15 protein-coding genes and 1 riboswitch are annotated in these 16,127 nt (G+C 69.7%); of the genes, 9 read left to right on the forward strand and 6 right to left on the reverse strand.

Going from position 1 to position 16,127, the window contains the following annotated elements:
• Positions 1-19 precede the first annotated feature (19 nt).
• From ATO6_RS14915 to ATO6_RS14930, 4 genes are read right to left on the reverse strand one after another with little or no spacing between them, the layout of a single operon-like run.
• A complete protein-coding gene (locus tag ATO6_RS14915; protein WP_088624805.1) occupies positions 20-820 on the reverse strand; it encodes a ChaN family lipoprotein in 801 nt (266 codons plus the stop codon).
• Complete coding sequence (locus ATO6_RS14920; protein WP_088624806.1) at positions 817-1,527, reverse strand: hypothetical protein; 711 nt, start codon at positions 1,525-1,527, stop codon at positions 817-819. Before ATO6_RS14920 ends, ATO6_RS14915 begins: the two co-directional genes overlap by 4 nt.
• Positions 1,524-3,245 carry an ABC transporter ATP-binding protein/permease gene (locus ATO6_RS14925; protein WP_088624807.1) on the reverse strand — a complete coding sequence of 574 codons (1,722 nt, stop codon included), beginning with the start codon at positions 3,243-3,245 and terminating at the stop codon, positions 1,524-1,526. The genes ATO6_RS14920 and ATO6_RS14925 overlap by 4 nt, the downstream gene beginning before the upstream one ends.
• Complete coding sequence (locus ATO6_RS14930) at positions 3,246-5,492, reverse strand: TonB-dependent hemoglobin/transferrin/lactoferrin family receptor (RefSeq protein WP_217899010.1); 2,247 nt, start codon at positions 5,490-5,492, stop codon at positions 3,246-3,248.
• Positions 5,493-5,725: 233 nt separating this feature from the next.
• Between ATO6_RS14930 and ATO6_RS14935 the strand changes: the two genes are divergently transcribed.
• Positions 5,726-6,355 (forward strand): glutathione S-transferase family protein, encoded by a 630-nt coding sequence (locus tag ATO6_RS14935; protein ID WP_088624809.1) that lies wholly within the window; start codon positions 5,726-5,728, stop codon positions 6,353-6,355.
• 30 nt (positions 6,356-6,385) lie between these two features.
• Here the strand turns inward: ATO6_RS14935 and ATO6_RS14940 are convergent, their stop codons facing one another.
• Together ATO6_RS14940 and ATO6_RS14945 are read right to left on the reverse strand one after the other, a co-directional pair.
• Positions 6,386-7,489: an NADH:flavin oxidoreductase/NADH oxidase gene (locus ATO6_RS14940; protein ID WP_088624810.1), complete on the reverse strand. Its 1,104-nt coding sequence runs from the start codon at positions 7,487-7,489 to the stop codon at positions 6,386-6,388.
• Positions 7,490-7,614: 125 nt separating this feature from the next.
• The gene (locus ATO6_RS14945) at positions 7,615-8,271 is read right to left on the reverse strand and encodes a hemolysin III family protein (RefSeq protein WP_088624811.1); all 657 of its coding nucleotides are present in this window, start codon (positions 8,269-8,271) and stop codon (positions 7,615-7,617) included.
• Between the two features lie 249 nt (positions 8,272-8,520).
• On the opposite strand from ATO6_RS14945, the gene ATO6_RS14950 reads away from it, so the two are divergent.
• From ATO6_RS14950 to ATO6_RS14985, 8 genes are all read left to right on the forward strand, one after another.
• Positions 8,521-9,843 (forward strand): aspartate aminotransferase family protein, encoded by a 1,323-nt coding sequence (locus tag ATO6_RS14950; RefSeq protein WP_088624876.1) that lies wholly within the window; start codon positions 8,521-8,523, stop codon positions 9,841-9,843.
• A 76-nt stretch (positions 9,844-9,919) separates the two neighbouring features.
• A riboswitch (TPP riboswitch) is annotated at positions 9,920-10,052 on the forward strand.
• Between the two features lie 121 nt (positions 10,053-10,173).
• Entirely contained in the window at positions 10,174-11,958 is a 1,785-nt protein-coding gene (thiC, locus tag ATO6_RS14955) for a phosphomethylpyrimidine synthase ThiC (RefSeq protein ID WP_088624812.1), read from the forward strand.
• Positions 11,955-12,890 carry an FAD-dependent oxidoreductase gene (locus ATO6_RS14960; protein ID WP_088624813.1) on the forward strand — a complete coding sequence of 312 codons (936 nt, stop codon included), beginning with the start codon at positions 11,955-11,957 and terminating at the stop codon, positions 12,888-12,890. The genes thiC and ATO6_RS14960 overlap by 4 nt, the downstream gene beginning before the upstream one ends.
• Entirely contained in the window at positions 12,880-13,077 is a 198-nt protein-coding gene (gene thiS / locus ATO6_RS14965) for a sulfur carrier protein ThiS (RefSeq protein WP_088624814.1), read from the forward strand. The genes ATO6_RS14960 and thiS overlap by 11 nt, the downstream gene beginning before the upstream one ends.
• A gap of 3 nt (positions 13,078-13,080) precedes the next feature.
• Positions 13,081-13,839 (forward strand): thiazole synthase, encoded by a 759-nt coding sequence (locus ATO6_RS14970; RefSeq protein WP_088624815.1) that lies wholly within the window; start codon positions 13,081-13,083, stop codon positions 13,837-13,839.
• On the forward strand, positions 13,836-14,444 hold the full coding sequence (locus tag ATO6_RS14975) for a thiamine phosphate synthase (protein ID WP_088624816.1): 609 nt from the start codon (positions 13,836-13,838) through the stop codon (positions 14,442-14,444). The genes ATO6_RS14970 and ATO6_RS14975 overlap by 4 nt, the downstream gene beginning before the upstream one ends.
• Entirely contained in the window at positions 14,444-15,364 is a 921-nt protein-coding gene (locus tag ATO6_RS14980; RefSeq protein ID WP_088624817.1) for a HesA/MoeB/ThiF family protein, read from the forward strand. Before ATO6_RS14975 ends, ATO6_RS14980 begins: the two co-directional genes overlap by 1 nt.
• A complete protein-coding gene (locus tag ATO6_RS14985) occupies positions 15,364-16,125 on the forward strand; it encodes a hydroxymethylpyrimidine/phosphomethylpyrimidine kinase (RefSeq protein WP_254919162.1) in 762 nt (253 codons plus the stop codon). Before ATO6_RS14980 ends, ATO6_RS14985 begins: the two co-directional genes overlap by 1 nt.
• The last annotated feature ends 2 nt before the right edge of the window (positions 16,126-16,127 follow it).

Consider the following 16,127-nt stretch of genomic DNA (forward strand, 5'->3'; position numbering starts at 1 on the left):
CTGCCCGCGGACCTCATATTCATGCGTCTCCGCCGGGCAGGACCGCGACATAGTCCGCCGCCCCCTCTTCCAGATGCGCCGCCCCTGCCCGCTCGGTAACCGCGACCATCGCCCCGGTCACGCCCAGATCGGCCAGTTGCCACGACACGCCGCCGCTGAACTGCAGATGGCCCTTGCCGATGATCCCCACGACCAGCGGTCCGCCCACCTCGACCGCCCCGGCGATGCGGGTGGCAAAGCTGCGGTCCCAGACCTCCTGCGCGCGGATGAAGCGGGTGAACTCGGGCGACAAGGCATCCGCGCCGCGCCGCTCCTGCGGGACGCCACGGGCGAGGTCGAAGATGAACCGGCGGTAGGGCTCCGACGACGGGCGCGCGGGTGTCAGCCCCTCGCGATCCGCCTCGGGCACGCTGTCCCAACCGCCCTTACCGACCTCGCGGACGAGGCCCCGACGGCAGTTGAGGCCGATCATGCGGGTCCCGGTGTCCCGGCAGAACCGGAACAGCGGCAGGTAGAGTTCGGCCGGAAAGCCCCAGACCTCGCCCCATTCCGCACGCTCCAGAAACGCCTCTTCGGACAGCCGCCCGGCGACCCAGTCGGCCAGCACCGGGTCGAGCCGGGCCGGGAACATCTCGAACCCCAGCACCACCTCGCGCCGCGCCAGCAGGCCCGCCGCGACGTGCAGCTGCCAGCGGTGGATGTCGGCCCGGTCATGCGTTTCGCCCAGCAGGACCACCGGCGCCCGGGCCATTTCGGCCAGCACGACGGCGTGGGGGACCACGGCATCGCCGCCGGGCCGGTACCAGTGCGGCGCGGTCATGCCGGGGTGGCCGGGACCACCGCGACCTGCAGCCCGGTCGGCGCGCCGTCGGCATCCAGCGCGACCCAGCCCTCGGGCGTCTCGCGCCAGTCCGCGACGGCCCCGGCCTTGAGATGCAGGTGGAAGTCGCCGGTCATCACGTTGGCAAAGCCCATGGCCGGGCGCACCTCTTCGATCCGGCCCCGCCACGACTGTTCGCGCCCGTCGAGGGTCATGCGGATCTCGACCTCGGCCGCCCCGGCCCGCAGCCGGTCGAGCAGGACGAAACCGGGATCCGCCGACATGTCGCCCGTATCGTCGGACATCGACGGCATGCGTCGCTCCTTGGGCGCGATCTCGACGCGCGTGCCGGTGTCGACGGCGGCCACGAAGGCCTCGGCCCCTTCCATGGCGATGGCGCTGAACAGGACCTCGTCGCCGTCCTCCTGAAACTCGATGGCGGGATAGAACTTGCCCCGCATCTCGGAACTGGTGTCCAGCACGATCCGCCGCACCGCCGCCGGATCGACCCGCGCGGTGTGCACCGGCCCGCCGAGGGCGAAGCGGTCGCCGTCCGCCGCCACCGCGCCGACGGCGCCGATGCGTTCATGCGTCGCGCCGGCGTGGCGCAGGACGATCATCACCTTCTCCTGCCCCGCCAGCCGGCCGAGGACCTGCGCCGGATCGGCGCCTTCCAGATGCCAGCGGCCTTTCTCGATCTCGGTCATGCGGTTTTCCTTTCGGTTTGTGGGACCTCTCCGATGGTCCAGACTCCGGTGTGGTCGAGCCCGACAGGCTCTCGGTGCGCGACACAGAGGATCGCTGCGGTCGGCAGGTCGCGGCGCAGGATCGCCAGAAGGTTCGCCTCGCTCGTCGCGTCCAGCGCCGAGGTCGCCTCGTCCAGCACCAGCCAGCCGGGGCGATGCAGCAGCACCCGCGCCAGGGCCAGACGCTGGCGTTCGCCCAGCGACAGCCCTTCGAGGGCGACCTCGCTGTCGGCCTCCAGCGCCCCGAGGCGATGCGACAGGCCGACCCGTTCCAGCACTGCACGCAGGCGGGCGGGGTCGAAATCATCGGGACCGGAGGGATAACAGGCGGCGGCGGCCAGACCGTCCGGGCAGAGGTAAGGACGCTGCGGCAGGACAAAGATCGGCGCCTCCGGCGTCTCGATCCGGCCCTCGCCGTAGCGCCATAGGCCCGACAGCGCGGTCAGCAGCGTCGTCTTGCCCTGCCCCGACGCACCCGAGATCCAGATGCGTTCGCCCCGGCGGATGGTCCGGTCGGGCACCGGCGCCAGCCAGCGGCCCTGCGGCGTGGCCAGCCGCAGACCACGGACATGCAGTGCGTCGTCCGCGCTTGTCCCACGGTCGACAGCCGCCGCGACGCCGCCCACGGGTTCGGGATCGCCCGTCACGCGGAACAGGTCGTCCAGCCGGTGCGCGACGGCGGCCAGTTCGGCCAGATCGCGGTATTTGAAGATGAACCACGACAGGGTCGTCGTGACTCGGCTGAAGGTGCTCGACAGCTGCATCAGCCCGCCGAAGGTGACGGACCCGGCGAAATAAGCGGGCAGCGCGAAGAACAGCGGGACGCGCAGGACGGTCTGGTAGTAGGGCCGCGTGAACAGCCCGAGGATCAGCTCGCGCCGGATCAGCCGCAACCAGTTGTGCCGGATGCCCTGAAACCGCGCGTCCAGCCGCCGCCGCTCGGCCGCCTCGCCCCCCGCCTGCGCGATCTCGGTCGCGTTGTCGCGCAGCTGGACGAGGGTGTGCCGGAAATCCGCCTCGCGCCGTTCGTGGCTGAAGTAGAGCGACTTGAGCGGCCAGCCGACCATGTGCGTGATCGCGCTGGATACGAGGACATAGAGAAAGGCCAGCCACACCATGTAGCGCGGGATCTCGATGTCGAAGCCGAGCGCTGTGAAGTGCAGCACGAAATCCGACAGCGTCCACAGGATGGCGACATAGGTCACGACTCCCGCGATCCGTCCGACGAGGTCCAGTGTCAGTTCCAGCAGCAGTTCGACGTAGCGGTCGCAATCCTCGGACACCCGCTGGTCGGGGTTGTCCACCGTTTCGGCTGACAGTCCGGGGCGCAGGTGCCAGTACGCCCGCCCCCCGGTCCATGCATCCAGCGCATCGCCCGTCAGCTTCTGCCGCCAGCGCAGCCACAGCCGTTTCCGCAGGTAGTCGCTGACCAGAAAGATCGCGGCGGAGCCTGTGACCAGCATGCCGAAGACGCCCAGTTCCCGCATGGCGGTATGCGCATCGAGCTGCTCCAGCGCGTCATAGAACCGGCGGGTCCATGCGATCATCTGCACGTCGACCCAGAGATCGACGAGTATCAGCACCAGAACGATGGCGAACAGCGCGAACCCCACACCGGCGCCCGGTCCGAAGGCCGCGCGCCGGGTCAGGGCCCGGATGCGTCCGAGGGTGACACGCATCTAGAACCTCATGTCGAAGCTGACGGCGAAGGTCCGACCCGGTCCGGTCTGCAATTCGATCGGATTGGTGCGGGCGACGCTCGCGCTGGCCGTCGCGCCATAGGTGGCGGCGTTGGCGGTGAAATAGCGGGTGTCGAAGACGTTGTTCACGCCGAGGTTGAGGAAGCCGTCCGGGATCACCTCCCACTTGGCGTGCAGATCGAAGACGGCGTAGCTGCCCGGCTTGTAGTCGGTCGGGCTCGCCGTTTCCTTGACCGCCGCCGCAAAGGTGCCGACCCCTTCCAGCGTCAGGCCGTATTGCGGGATCTCGTGGGCCAGCGCGACGGTCGCGGTCAGCGGCGGCAGGGTGTGCGGCGTCTTGGCCGCCGTGGGGCTGCTGCGCTGTTCGCCCTTCTGCCATGCGGCGCTCAGGCTCATCGAGGTGTCGCGGCTCAGCGCCCATCCGGCCGAGGCCTCGATCCCCCAGACGCTGACCTCGGAAATGTTGCGATAGGTGTAGTCGGTGGTGCCCGGCGGGTTGTAGAAGCTCTGGATGAAGTCGGTGTAATCGGCACGGAAGGCGTTGACCGCAACGAACCCGCGCTGTTCCTCGTAGCGCAGGCCAAGCTCATAGCTTTTGACCTCTTCCGGTCGCAGGTTCGGTGCCGGGACCAGATCGAAGGACGTGCCGGGCAGCGAGGTGAACAACTGCTGAGAGGTCGGCATCTTGAACCCCTCGCCGTATTTCGCCCAGACCGACCAGCGGTCGTCCAGCCGCCAGAGCGCGCCGAGGCTCTTCAACAGCGCCTGATCCTCGCGCACCCGCGGCTCCTGCCCCGGCACCGCCTGGTAGTCGCCGTCGGGCCGGGGGTCGATGTGATAGGTCGCGAACCGCAGGCCGGGGGTCAGTTCGAACCGGCCACCGCCAAGGGTGATCCGGTCCTCGATATAGACATCGGCGCGGCGCGTGGTGGCATTGGCAAAGTTGAACCCGCCCGCCCGCGTCTCGGTCACGGTGCCGGTGGTCAGGTTGGTTTCGACGTCCCGGCGGGAATAGTCCGTTCTGGCGATGTCCCCGTCGAAGCCGATGATCAGCCGGTGATCCGCCGCTCCGGTCGAAAAGCGGGCGGTCGCCTGCACGTCGAGTTCAAAGAAGTCCTCGGAGAATTTCAGCTCGTCCCGCGTGCGGATGCTGTCGCCCGCCGCCGAGGTCGACAGCTCCGTCCCGGTCCGGCGGTAGCCGTGCGGGGTATAGGCGAAGGTTGTGACGACCTCGTCGAACGGTCCGGCGTCCGGGGTCCATGTGTGTTCCACGCCGAAGCGGTTGCGGTAGAGGTCGAGATGCCGGTCCTTCTTGTTGATCACTTCGCCCGTCGCGGCCCCCGTGATGGACGAATAGACCGGACCGAGCGTCGCGTTCTGGGCGACATCGGTGTCCCGGTCCAGCACGTCCGCGCTGAATTCCAGCCGGTGGCGGCTGTCGGGCGTCCAGACCAGTTTCAGCAATCCGCGGGTGGATGTGCTGTCGGTCGGATCGAAGGACCCGCAGGGCGTCGCGCCCCAGGCGATATTCCGGGGACAGCCATAGATGCCGCCGTCGTCCCGCGCGTTCGACAGCTCCGGCTCGTGCCCGGTTTCCCGTGCGATGCCGGCCAGCACCGAAACGGTGTCCGACAGGCGCTGGCCAAAGCTCAACGTCACCCCTGTGCTGCGGTCGTAGCTGTCATACTTCGCCCGCGCGCGGACAGCCTGATCCTCGCCCATCAGCAGGTCGTCGGGGTCGATCGTTTCGAACGCCACAAGCCCGCCGAGCGCATCCGCCCCCCACAGGACCGAGGACGGGCCGCGCACGATCTCGGCCTGCTTGGTGAAGTTCAGGTCGACGTAATCCCGCGTCCCGTCGATGATCCGCTCGGCCATGCGCGATCCGTCGACCTGCACCGCCACGCGGTTGCCGCCGACGCCCCGGATGGTGAAACCGCCGAGCGTGCTGAACGGGTCGGCGCCCGAGCTCTGCCGGTTCACGGTCACGCCGGGCAGCCTGCGCACGAGTTCCTCGATATCCGAGATCTGCCGGTCTTCGATCTCGTCCGCGCCGATTACCGTGATGTTCGACGGCACATCCAGCACCTCGGCCCCCGCGCGGTCGGTATTGACCACGATCGGATCGAGCGTGACCGGTCCCTCCTGCGCGAAAACGGCGGCGGGGCAGAACACGGTGGCAAGCAGCGCAGCACGTATGCTGCGTGTCGGACGGGGATGGTGCACGGGCAGGCTCCTACGGGTTGAGATCCGGAAGCTTGCGTCGTGGCTGGCATCGGTTGGGTCGGCCATATCTCGCCGACGTGTGGGGTTATCTTTAAGTTGATAGTTTCAGTCAAGATATTTTTTCAACGCCCTTTCAAGGGCCGACCGGCCCCTCCCGACTTGCAAAACCGGGCCGGAGCAGGCGCTATCGGCGCAAGGGCCACGGCCCGCGACGTCACCTGAGAGGAGCAGGCATGAAACTTTACGACTTCAAATTCGCGCCGAACTGTCGACGCGTCCGCTTTTTCGCCGCCGAGAAGGGGGTCGCGCTGGACTACGTGCCGGTCGACATGATGACCGACGAACAGCTCAGCGCGGACTACGCGCAGGTCAACGCGCGCCGCACGATCCCGCTGCTGGAACTGGACGACGGCACGCGGCTGAGCGAATCCGTCGCGATCTGCCGTTACCTCGACGCGCTGAACCCCGAACCGCCGCTGTTCGGCACGGGCCCCATGGGGGTCGCGCTGGTCGAGATGTGGCACCGCCGGGTGGAGCTTGAGGGGCTGATGGCCGTGGCCGAGGCGCTGCGCAACGGCGTCGACCGGTTCAAGGACCGAGCGATTCCCGGTCCGCACAACTTCGAACAGATCCCGGCCCTTGCCGAACGCGGGCACCGGCGGCTGGACAGCTTCTACGACATGCTGGAGGCGCGGCTGGCGGAGAGCCCCTACCTTGCGGGCGAGGACTATTCGATCGCCGACATCCTCGGCGTCGTGACCGTGGATTTCGCCCGCGCGGTCAAGAAGCGGATCCCCGAGACGCACGAGAACCTCGCGCGGTGGCACGCCGGGATTTCGGCCCGTCCGGCCGCAGCCGCCTGACCGGGCCGCGCGGGCGATCCGGGCCGGGGCTCAGCGCCAGCCGCGCTTGGCCCGGTTCGCCAGCCAGTATTTCTGCTGGTCCGGCAGCAGGTCGAAGGGCGCCTCTTCGCCCAGGGCCACGGCGGCGTGGAACGGCCAGTTCGGTTCGTTCTGCACCCCGCGCCCGACCGCGATCAGGTCGGCGTCGCCGGTCTGGAGGATCTCCTCGGCATGTTCGGGATCGAAGATCAGCCCGACCGCCATCGTCATGATCCCCGCCTCGCGCTTGAGCGCCGAGGCATAGGGCACCTGATAGCCCACCTCCAGCGGCGGCCCGCCCTGCGTGCGCCCGATCCCGCCCGAGGAGCAGTCGACCACGTCGACGCCCAGTTCCTTCAGCCGCTTGCTGAGCGCGATGCTGTCCTCGACCGTCCAGTTGGCGTGATCCTCGACCGACAGCCGCACGAACAGCGGCTTGTCGTCGGGCCAGATGCCGCGCACGCCCTCGACGATCTCGCAGAGAAAGCGGGTCCGGTTCTCGAAACTGCCGCCATATTCGTCGGTCCGCTGGTTGGCGACGTCCGACAGGAACTGGTTCACGAGGTAGCCATGCGCGCCGTGGATCTCGAGCACGTCAAAGCCCGCGTCCCGCGCCCGCACCGCAGCGGCGACCCAGTTGGCGACCATCTGGCGGACGCCTTCGGTGTCCGGCGCCTCGGGCGTCTCGTAGCCGTTGCCCTGCGCGATGGCGCTCGGACCGACGATGCGCCAGGTGGGGTCCTCGGCCTCGGGCCCGGTCAGGGCATGGCCGCCCTCCCACGGGCGGAACCGCTTGGCCTTGCGGCCGGAATGGCCCAGCTGGATGCCGGGCACCGCGCCGCACCGGCGGATGAAGCTGGCCAGCCGCGTCATGCCGGGCACGAACTTGTCGTCCCACAGGCCCAGATCGCCCACGGTTCCCGCGCCCCGCCGTTCGACCTTGGTGCTTTCGACAAAGAACAGGCCCGGCCCGCCCGCCGCGAACCGGCCCGCGTTCATCATCGTCCAGTCCGACACGTGGCCGTCGTCCGCCGCATACTGGTGCATCGGCGGGATCACGATGCGGTTCCGCAGGCGGACGCCGCGCAGGTCGATCGGGGTGAAAAGCTTGCTCATCTGTGCCTCTTTCGCGGTCTGGACGGATCCCGGCCTTGATAGGCGGGACCGCGCCCGCGACCAAGGCGCGAGCGGTCCGGTGCCCGAAAGCTCCACATCCTTGTGAGAAACCGGAGGCGCGCGCCTCAGACCAGGCCGCCGAGCGTGTGGACCGACACCGCCGCGAAGAACAAGCCGGTGCCGACCAGCACGAAGACGTGCCAGATCGTGTAGTGGAACGGCAGCCGGTCGAAGAGGTAGAACACCACGCCGAACGTGTAGACGATGCCACCCGCCAGCATCAGCGTCAGGACCGGCCCGGACAGTTCCGCCAGCAGCCCGCGATCCGCCACCATGACCGCCCAGCCCATGCAGAGATACAGCGCGACGGCCAGCAGCCGGTAGCGGTTCGGCGCCACGAACTTCATGAACGCGCCGAACGCGGCGGTGCCCCAGAGGCCGGCCAGCAGGGTCGACGGCTGCGCCCCGGTGGTCAGCACGAAGGGCGTGTAGGTGCCCGCGATCTTGAAGTAGATCCCGCTGTGGTCGAAGCGTTTCAGCAGACCCTTCCACCGGATGCTGTCGATCATGTTGTAGAGCGCCGAGAAGGTCAGCATGGCGACCAGCGTCGCGCCGTAGATGCCCGTGGCCCAGACCATCCGCGCGTCACCGCCCGCGACGGTGAAGCCGATCAGCAGCGGCACCGAGATCAGCGCAAGGGCCACGCCCATGACATGCACGACACCGTCGCTGAAGCGTTCGGCGCGGCTGTAGGCGGGTCTGATTCCGGGGCGGAGTAGCATGGTTCTGATCTATAGCTCCGCGAGATGACGGAACAACGAACAAGACCGTCATCGCGCGGTTGCCCTTGCGGCAGCGGGCGCTCTGCCGCTCATGCCGCCCGTTTCGTGATCGCCGCGCCAGGGGGCACGCGGACCGGTGCATGCATGAAGGACTTGCCAACCCGCCGCCGCGGTGCGTTGTCTGTGACCTGTGCGATGCGCCGGGCCCCGCCCGCGCGGGCCATCCGCACCGACAGTCAGGGACCGAAGATGAAAAGCCACGTCTTTCACCGCACGCCCGAAAAGCCCCTTGTCGCCGTCAGCGCCAAGGGGCTCGAGATCACCGATGCCGAGGGCCGGGTCTACCTCGACGGTTCGGGCGGCGCGGCGGTCAGCTGCATCGGTCACGGCGATCCGCGCGTGATCGAGGCGATGACCCGGCAGGCCATGACGGTGGACTACGCCCACACCGGGGCCTTCACCTCGGAACCCGCCGAGGCGCTGGCGGCGACGCTCTGCGCCGCGACCACCGCGCCGCTGGACAAGGCGTTCATCGTGGGCAGCGGGTCCGAGGCGGTCGAGACGGCGGTCAAGATGGCGCGCGGCTATCACCTCGCGCGCGGGGACACCGGGCGGTTCCGCGTCATCGCGCGGCGTCAGAGCTATCACGGAAACACGCTCGGCGCGCTCGGGCGCGGCGGCCATGCGGCGCGGCGCGAGCCGTTCCTGCCGATGCTGACCGAGGCGCATCTGGTCGAGCCCTGTTTCGAATACCGCCACGCCCTGCCCGGCGAGACGCCCGAGGCCTACGGCCGCCGCGCCGCCGACAGCCTTGAGGCGGAGATCCAGCGCCTCGGTCCCGAAACGGTGTCCGCCTTCCTCGCCGAGACGGTCGTCGGCGCGACCACCGGGGCGGTGCCGCCGGTGCCCGGCTACTTCGCCCGCATCCGCGAGATCTGCGACCGCCACGGCGTGCTGCTGATCGTCGACGAGGTGATGTGCGGCGTGCATCGCTGCGGCCCGTTCTTCGCCTTCGAGGCCGAGGGGATCGCGCCCGACATCGTGACTTTGGGCAAGGGTCTGGGCGGAGGCTACCAGCCGATCGCGGCGGCCATGTGCACCGCCGCCGTGCACGACGCCTTCAGCGCGGCGGGGCGCAGTTTCGTGAACGGGCACACCTACATGGCCCACCCGGTCGCCTGCGCCGCCGCGCTGAAGGTGCAGGAAATCATCCGCGAGGAACAGCTTGGCGGACAGGTCGGCGTGATGGGCGCGCTGTTGCGGCAGCGGATGGAGAAGCGGTTCGCCGGGCACGACGCCGTCGGCGACATCCGGGGGCGCGGGCTGTTCCACGCCATCGAGCTGGTGGCCCACCGCGACAGCAAGCGCCCCTTCCCCGCCAGCGACGGCATGGCCGCGCGGGTCTTCGAGGCCGCCAAGGACAACGGCCTGCTGGTCTATCCGGGCTCGGGCACGGCGGATGGGACCTTGGGCGATCACGTCCTCGTCGCGCCGCCCTACAACGTCACGGCGGAGCAGATCGACCGCATCGTCGACCGCCTCGGCGCCGCGGTCGACCGCGTCACGGCCTGAACCATCGGCACCTGTCAGCCGAAACACTGCGCCCGCAGGCCACCCGTTGACATGCCCCCGCACCGGGCACATGATGCCGCCACGTCAGGGGAGTCCCGCCAAGGGGACTGAGAGGCTGACAGGACGGTGCCGTAGGGCACTTTCCGGTGACGCGACCCTTAGAACCTGACCCAGTTGATACTGGCGTAGGAAGACCGAAGGGCATTTCCGCAGACTTCGCAACGAAGAGCGGTCCTTTCGGGCCAGATGGCCCTGTGCGCATGCATCCGGGCCGGACGGCCCCTTTCTGCCGAAAGTCTCTCTTGGGTCTCATCGCAAGAGGAGACCGCCATGAAAGATACCGTCCCTGCCATCACCACCGGCCCCCTGCCCGCATCGCGCAAGGTTTACGCCACCGGCGACACCCACGAGATCCGCGTCCCGATGCGCGAGATCGGGATCTCGAACGAGGACGCCCTGACCGTCTACGACAGTTCGGGCCCCTACACCGATCCCGACATCGCCATCGACATCGCGCAGGGCCTGCCCGAGGTGCGCGGCGGCTGGCTCCAGTCGCGCGGCGAGATCGAGGAATACGACGGCCGCATCATCACCGACGCCGACAACGGCTTTGTCAGCGGCGACCGGCTGACCCCCGCCTTCCCCGTCGCCCGCCGCCCGCTGCGCGCCACCGGCGACCGCGCCGTCACCCAGCTGGCCTATGCCCGCGCCGGGATCGTCACGCCCGAGATGGAGTTCGTCGCGATCCGCGAGAACGAGGGCCGCCTGGCCGCGCACACCCGCGACGGCGAACCCTTCGGCGCGGACCTGCCCGACCTCGTGACGCCCGAATTCGTCCGCCGCGAGATCGCCGAGGGCCGCGCGATCATCCCCGCCAACATCAACCACCGCGAGCTGGAGCCGATGATCATCGGCCGCAACTTCCGGGTGAAGATCAACGCCAACATCGGCAATTCCGCCGTCACCTCCAGCATGGAGGAAGAGGTGGAAAAGATGGTCTGGGCGATCCGCTGGGGCGCGGACACCGTCATGGACCTGTCGACCGGTCGCAACATCCACAACATCCGCGACTGGATCATCCGCAACGCGCCGGTGCCGATCGGCACGGTCCCGCTGTATCAGGCGCTGGAAAAGGTCGGCGGCGTGGCCGAGGACCTGACGTGGGAGATCTACCGCGACACGCTGATCGAACAGGCGGAACAGGGCGTCGATTATTTCACGATCCACGCGGGCGTCCGGCTGCACATGATCCCGATGACCGCCGAACGTGTCACCGGCATCGTGTCGCGCGGCGGGTCAATCATGGCCAAGTGGTGCCTGCACCATCACCGCGAAAGCTTCCTCTACGAGCATTTCGACGAGATCTGCGACATCTGCCGCCGCTACGACGTGTCCTTCTCGCTGGGTGACGGCCTGCGCCCCGGCTCCATCGCGGATGCCAATGACGCGGCACAGTTCGCCGAGCTGCACACGCTTGGCGAGCTGACCAAGATCGCATGGGCCAAGGATTGCCAGGTGATGATCGAGGGGCCGGGTCACGTGCCGATGCACAAGATCAAGGCCAACATGGACGAGCAGCTCAAGCACTGCCACGAGGCGCCGTTCTACACCCTCGGGCCGCTCACCACCGACATCGCGCCGGGCTACGACCACATCACCAGCGCCATCGGCGCGGCGATGATCGGGTGGTTCGGGACCGCGATGCTCTGCTACGTGACGCCCAAGGAACACCTCGGCCTGCCCGACCGGGACGACGTGAAGACCGGGGTCATCACCTACAAGCTGGCCGCCCATGCCGCCGATCTGGCCAAGGGCCATCCGGGCGCGCAGCGGCGCGACGACGCGCTCAGCCGGGCGCGCTTCGAGTTCCGCTGGCAGGACCAGTTCAACCTCGGCCTCGACCCCGACACCGCGCAGGAAATGCACGACGAGACGATGCCCAAGGAGGCGCACAAGGTCGCGCATTTCTGCTCCATGTGCGGGCCGAAATTCTGCTCCATGCGGATCTCGCACGACATCCGGGCCGAGGCGGAGAAGCAGAAGGGGATGGAGCGGATGGCCGCCAAGTTCCGCGAGGGCGGGGAGCTCTACGTTCCCGCGGACCCGGCGGAATGATCTCGGTCCTCGGAACCGGCGTGGCGGGGCTCTGCGCCGCCACGGCGCTGGCCGAGGCGGGGCTGGAGGTCGAGGTGATCGACCCCGCCGACGCCCCGCCCGCGGCCTCGCGGCTGGCGGGCGGGATGCTGGCGCCTTTCTCCGAAGGCGAGGCCGCGCCGGAGGAGATCGTGCTGCGCGGCCAGTCCGCCGTCGACTGGTGGGCGGCGCGCGTGCCGGACGTGACACGGCGCGGGCTGCTGGTGGTCGCCCCGCCACGCGACACCGGCGAGCTCGACCGCTACGCCCGCGCGACGCGGGGGCACGGATGGGTCCGGCCGGGCGCGTTGGAGCCGGAGCTCGGTGACCGTTTCGCACGCGGCCTGCATTTCCGTGACGAGGCGCATATGGACCCTGTCGCCGCCCTCGGCGCGTTGCGCGAGGGTTTGGCGGCGCGCGGCGTGGCCGTTCACACCGGCCCGGCGCGGGGCCGGATCGTGGACTGCACCGGCATGGCCGCCGCCCCGCACCTGCCCGACCTGCGCCCGGTGCGCGGCGAGATGCTGGAGCTGTCCGCCCCCGACATCGCCCTGACCCGCCCGGTCCGCCTGATCCATCCCCGCTTTGCCTGTTACATCGTCCCGCGCGGCGCGGGGCGCTACATGGTCGGCGCGACGATGGTCGAAAGCGCCCGCCCCGGCCAGGTGACGGCGCGGGCGGTGATGGAGCTGCTTTCGGCGGCCTACGCCGTCCACCCCGCCTTCGCCGAGGCCGAGCTGATCGCCACCGGTGCGGGCCTGCGCCCGGCCTTTCCCGACAACATCCCCGCGATCCGGCGCGCGGGCGACCGCATTCACCTGAACGGCATGTACCGCCACGGCTTCCTGATGGCCCCGATCCTGGCTCAGCAGCTTGCGCGGATGATGACCGAGGAGCTGACCCATGCGCATTGAACTGAACGGCACACTCACGGAAACCACCGCCGACACCCTCGCGGCCCTGCTTGCGGAACAGGCCTTCGACGCCGCCAGCGTGGCCACGGCGGTGGACGGCGCATTCGTCCCGCGCGGACTGCGCGAGGGGACGGCGCTGCGCGACGGAGCCAAGGTCGAGGTCCTGTCGCCGATGCAGGGGGGCTGAGCGATGTTCTACGGCGTCCCCCTGACCAGCCGCCTGATGCTGGGCACGGCGCAATATCCCTCGCCGCAGATCCTGCGCGATGCCGTCGCGGCTTCGGGGGCCGAGGTGGTGACCGTCTCGCTCCGCCGCGAAGGGGCGGCGGGCGGGGCGTTCCGTGACTTCCTCAAGGATTGCGGCTGCCGCATCCTGCCCAACACCGCCGGCTGCCACACGGTGCGCGAGGCGGTGACGACCGCGCAGATGGCGCGCGAGGTCTTCGGCACCGACTGGATCAAGCTGGAGGTCATCGGCCATGCCGACACGCTCCAGCCCGATCCCTTCGCGCTGGTCGAGGCGGCGCGGATCCTGACCGGGGAGGGCTTCCACGTCTTCCCCTACACGACCGAGGACCTGATCGTGGGTGAAAAGCTGATCGAGGCCGGGTGCCGTGTCCTGATGCCCTGGGGCGCGCCTATCGGCTCGGGTCAGGGCCTTCGCCACATCGACGCGCTACGGTCGATGCGGGCGCATTTCCCCGAAGTGCCGCTGGTGGTGGATGCCGGGATCGGCGCGCCGTCGCAGGCGGCGCTGGCGATGGAGATGGGCTATGACGCGGTGCTGCTGAACACGGCGGTCGCCAAGGCGCTGGACCCGGTCGCGATGGCCCGCGCTTTTGGCCGCGCGGTCGAGGCGGGACAGGAAGCGCATCGCGCCGGGTTGATGCCGCGCCGGGACATGGCCGTGGCCTCCACCCCCGTTTTCGGCATGGCGGACCTGGCATGAGGCGGCTCGATCCCTTCTACCTGATCGTGGGCGACGCCGAGCGGCTGGCGCGGCTGGTGCCCCTTGGCGTGAAGCTGGTGCAGCTGAGGATCAAGGACCGGCCCGAGGCCGACATCCGCGACCAGATCGCCCGTGCGCGGTCGGTCTGCGCGGCGCATGGCGCGGAACTGGTCGTCAACGACTACTGGCAGATCGCGCTGGAGATGGGCTGCGACTTCGTCCACCTTGGGCAGGAGGACATGGACACGGCCGATTTCGCGGCCCTGCACCGGGGCGGCGTGCGGGTCGGCCTGTCGACCCATGACGAGGCGGAACTGGACCGAGCGCTGTCGCACGACCCGGCCTATGTCGCGCTCGGGCCCGTCTATCCGACGCTGCTGAAGAAGATGAAATGGGGGCCGCAGGGCCTCGAGCGGGTGCGGGGCTGGAAGGCGGCGGCGGGTGGCGTGCCGCTGGTCGCGATCGGGGGACTGACGCCCGAACGGCTGCCGGGGGTCTTCGCCGCCGGTGCGGACAGTGCGGCGGTGGTGACGGACATCCAGCAGGCGGCGGACCCCGAGGCGCGCTGCGCCGAATGGATCGCCGCCACGCGGGAGGTCGCGTGATGGGCCGCTATGACAGGCAGACCTGCCTGCCCGAGGTGGGGCTCGTGGGTCAGGCCACCCTTGCCGCCGCGCGGGTGCTGGTTGTGGGGGCCGGGGGGCTGGGCGCGCATGTGCTGCCGCTGCTGGCTGGCGCGGGCGTCGGGCATCTGCGTGTCATCGACCCGGACGTGGTGGAGGAGAGCAACCTGCACCGCCAGACGCTCTACCGGATGGGCGACATCGGTCAGTCCAAGTCCCGCGCCGCCGCCGCGACGCTGCGCGCGCTGAACCCGGACTGCACGGTCGAGCCGCTGGTCGCCCGCCTCGATCCGCTCAACGCGGCCGCCGAGGTGGCCTCTGCCGACCTGGTGATCGACGCGGCGGACAGTTTCGCGGTCAGCTACACGCTGTCGGATCAGTGCCGCGCGCAGGGCAAGCCACTGATCAGCGCCTCATGCCTCGCCCGGCAGGGCTATGTCGTCGGGCTCTGCGGCCCGGCCCCCAGCCTGCGGGCGGTGTTTCCCGACCTGCCGCCGACCGGTCAGACCTGCGCCAGCGCCGGCGTCATGGGCCCGCTCGTCGGCACGCTCGGCGCGTTGCAGGCGCAGATGGCGCTGTCGGTCCTGCTGAGACACGCGCCCACGCCGCTCGGGCAGATGCTGTCGATCGACCTGACGACCTGGCGGGTGTCGTCCTTCCGCTTCGACGGCGCGCCGGAACCGGACCAAGCGCTGCCGCGGATCGTGGCGCGGGCGGAAACCGGCGCCGGCGACATCGTCATCGACCTGCGCGACCCCGCCGCGCCGGGGCCGGAAACCCTGCACCCCCAGACCACGCAGCGCGTCGTCTTCGTCTGCGCCACCGGTCTGCGGGCTTGGCGGGCCGCGCGGGACCTCGCCGGGCGCGGCCACCCCGACGTCGCGATCTGCGCTGAGGGGTGATGGCGCGCGTCCTTCTCATAGGCGGAACGGATTCCAGTGGCGGCGCGGGGCTGGCGCGGGACGTGGCGACGGCCGCCCGGATGGGAGTTGAGCCCTGCGTCGCGGTGACGGCGGTGACGGCGCAGACGGACGCTTCGGTTCTGGACGTCCGCCGGATGTCCTCGGCGCTCGTCTCGGCACAGGTCCACGCGGCGGGTCCGGTCGACGCGGCAAAAATCGGGATGCTGGGCGAGTCAGCGATCGTCCGCGCGGTGGCGGAGGCGCTCCCCGACGCGCCCCTCGTGCTGGATCCCGTCCTTTCCGCCTCATCTGGCCGCGCGTTGCTGGACCCGGACGGCGTGGCCGCGCTGTTCGACACCCTCCTGCCCCGCACAACCCTGCTGACGCCGAACCTGCCTGAACTGGGGATTCTGGCCGCCTGCCTCGGCCTGTCCTCTACGTCCGACGAAGCCACGCGGGTCAGCGCGCTGATGGACCGCGGCTGTGGCGCTGTGCTGGTGAAAGGCGGCCACGCGGAGGACGTGGAGTCCTGCGAAGACCGGCTCTACCTGTCCGCCGACAAGGTCATCCGCTTCACCGGCCCACGCTTCGCCGTTGCCCTGCGCGGCACCGGGTGCCAGCTGGCCACCGGGATCGCCGTGTCGCTGGCGCAAGGGCGCAGACTGCCGGATGCCATCGACCTTGCCCGCCGCGGGCTGATCGCGCGGTTCCGGGAGGCCGCGACGGCGAATGCCGACACGGCGCCCCGGACCGACGGATGATG

Origin of the sequence: Oceanicola sp. 22II-s10i (genome assembly GCF_002210105.1) — a bacterium.
Lineage (GTDB): Bacteria > Pseudomonadota > Alphaproteobacteria > Rhodobacterales > Rhodobacteraceae > Pseudooceanicola.

Bases quoted from the DNA above. Each gene is read 5' to 3' on its own strand.
- ATO6_RS14915 (WP_088624805.1), bottom strand. From the start codon at position 820: ATGACCGCGCCGCACTGGTACCGGCCCGGCGGCGATGCCGTGGTCCCC.
- ATO6_RS14920 (WP_088624806.1), bottom strand. From the start codon at position 1,527: ATGACCGAGATCGAGAAAGGCCGCTGGCATCTGGAAGGCGCCGATCCG.
- ATO6_RS14925 (WP_088624807.1), bottom strand. From the start codon at position 3,245: ATGCGTGTCACCCTCGGACGCATCCGGGCCCTGACCCGGCGCGCGGCC.
- ATO6_RS14935 (WP_088624809.1), top strand. From the start codon at position 5,726: ATGAAACTTTACGACTTCAAATTCGCGCCGAACTGTCGACGCGTCCGC.
- ATO6_RS14940 (WP_088624810.1), bottom strand. From the start codon at position 7,489: ATGAGCAAGCTTTTCACCCCGATCGACCTGCGCGGCGTCCGCCTGCGG.
- ATO6_RS14945 (WP_088624811.1), bottom strand. From the start codon at position 8,271: ATGCTACTCCGCCCCGGAATCAGACCCGCCTACAGCCGCGCCGAACGC.
- ATO6_RS14950 (WP_088624876.1), top strand. From the start codon at position 8,521: ATGAAAAGCCACGTCTTTCACCGCACGCCCGAAAAGCCCCTTGTCGCC.
- thiC (WP_088624812.1), top strand. From the start codon at position 10,174: ATGAAAGATACCGTCCCTGCCATCACCACCGGCCCCCTGCCCGCATCG.
- ATO6_RS14960 (WP_088624813.1), top strand. From the start codon at position 11,955: ATGATCTCGGTCCTCGGAACCGGCGTGGCGGGGCTCTGCGCCGCCACG.
- thiS (WP_088624814.1), top strand. From the start codon at position 12,880: ATGCGCATTGAACTGAACGGCACACTCACGGAAACCACCGCCGACACC.
- ATO6_RS14970 (WP_088624815.1), top strand. From the start codon at position 13,081: ATGTTCTACGGCGTCCCCCTGACCAGCCGCCTGATGCTGGGCACGGCG.
- ATO6_RS14975 (WP_088624816.1), top strand. From the start codon at position 13,836: ATGAGGCGGCTCGATCCCTTCTACCTGATCGTGGGCGACGCCGAGCGG.
- ATO6_RS14980 (WP_088624817.1), top strand. From the start codon at position 14,444: ATGGGCCGCTATGACAGGCAGACCTGCCTGCCCGAGGTGGGGCTCGTG.
- ATO6_RS14985 (WP_254919162.1), top strand. From the start codon at position 15,364: ATGGCGCGCGTCCTTCTCATAGGCGGAACGGATTCCAGTGGCGGCGCG.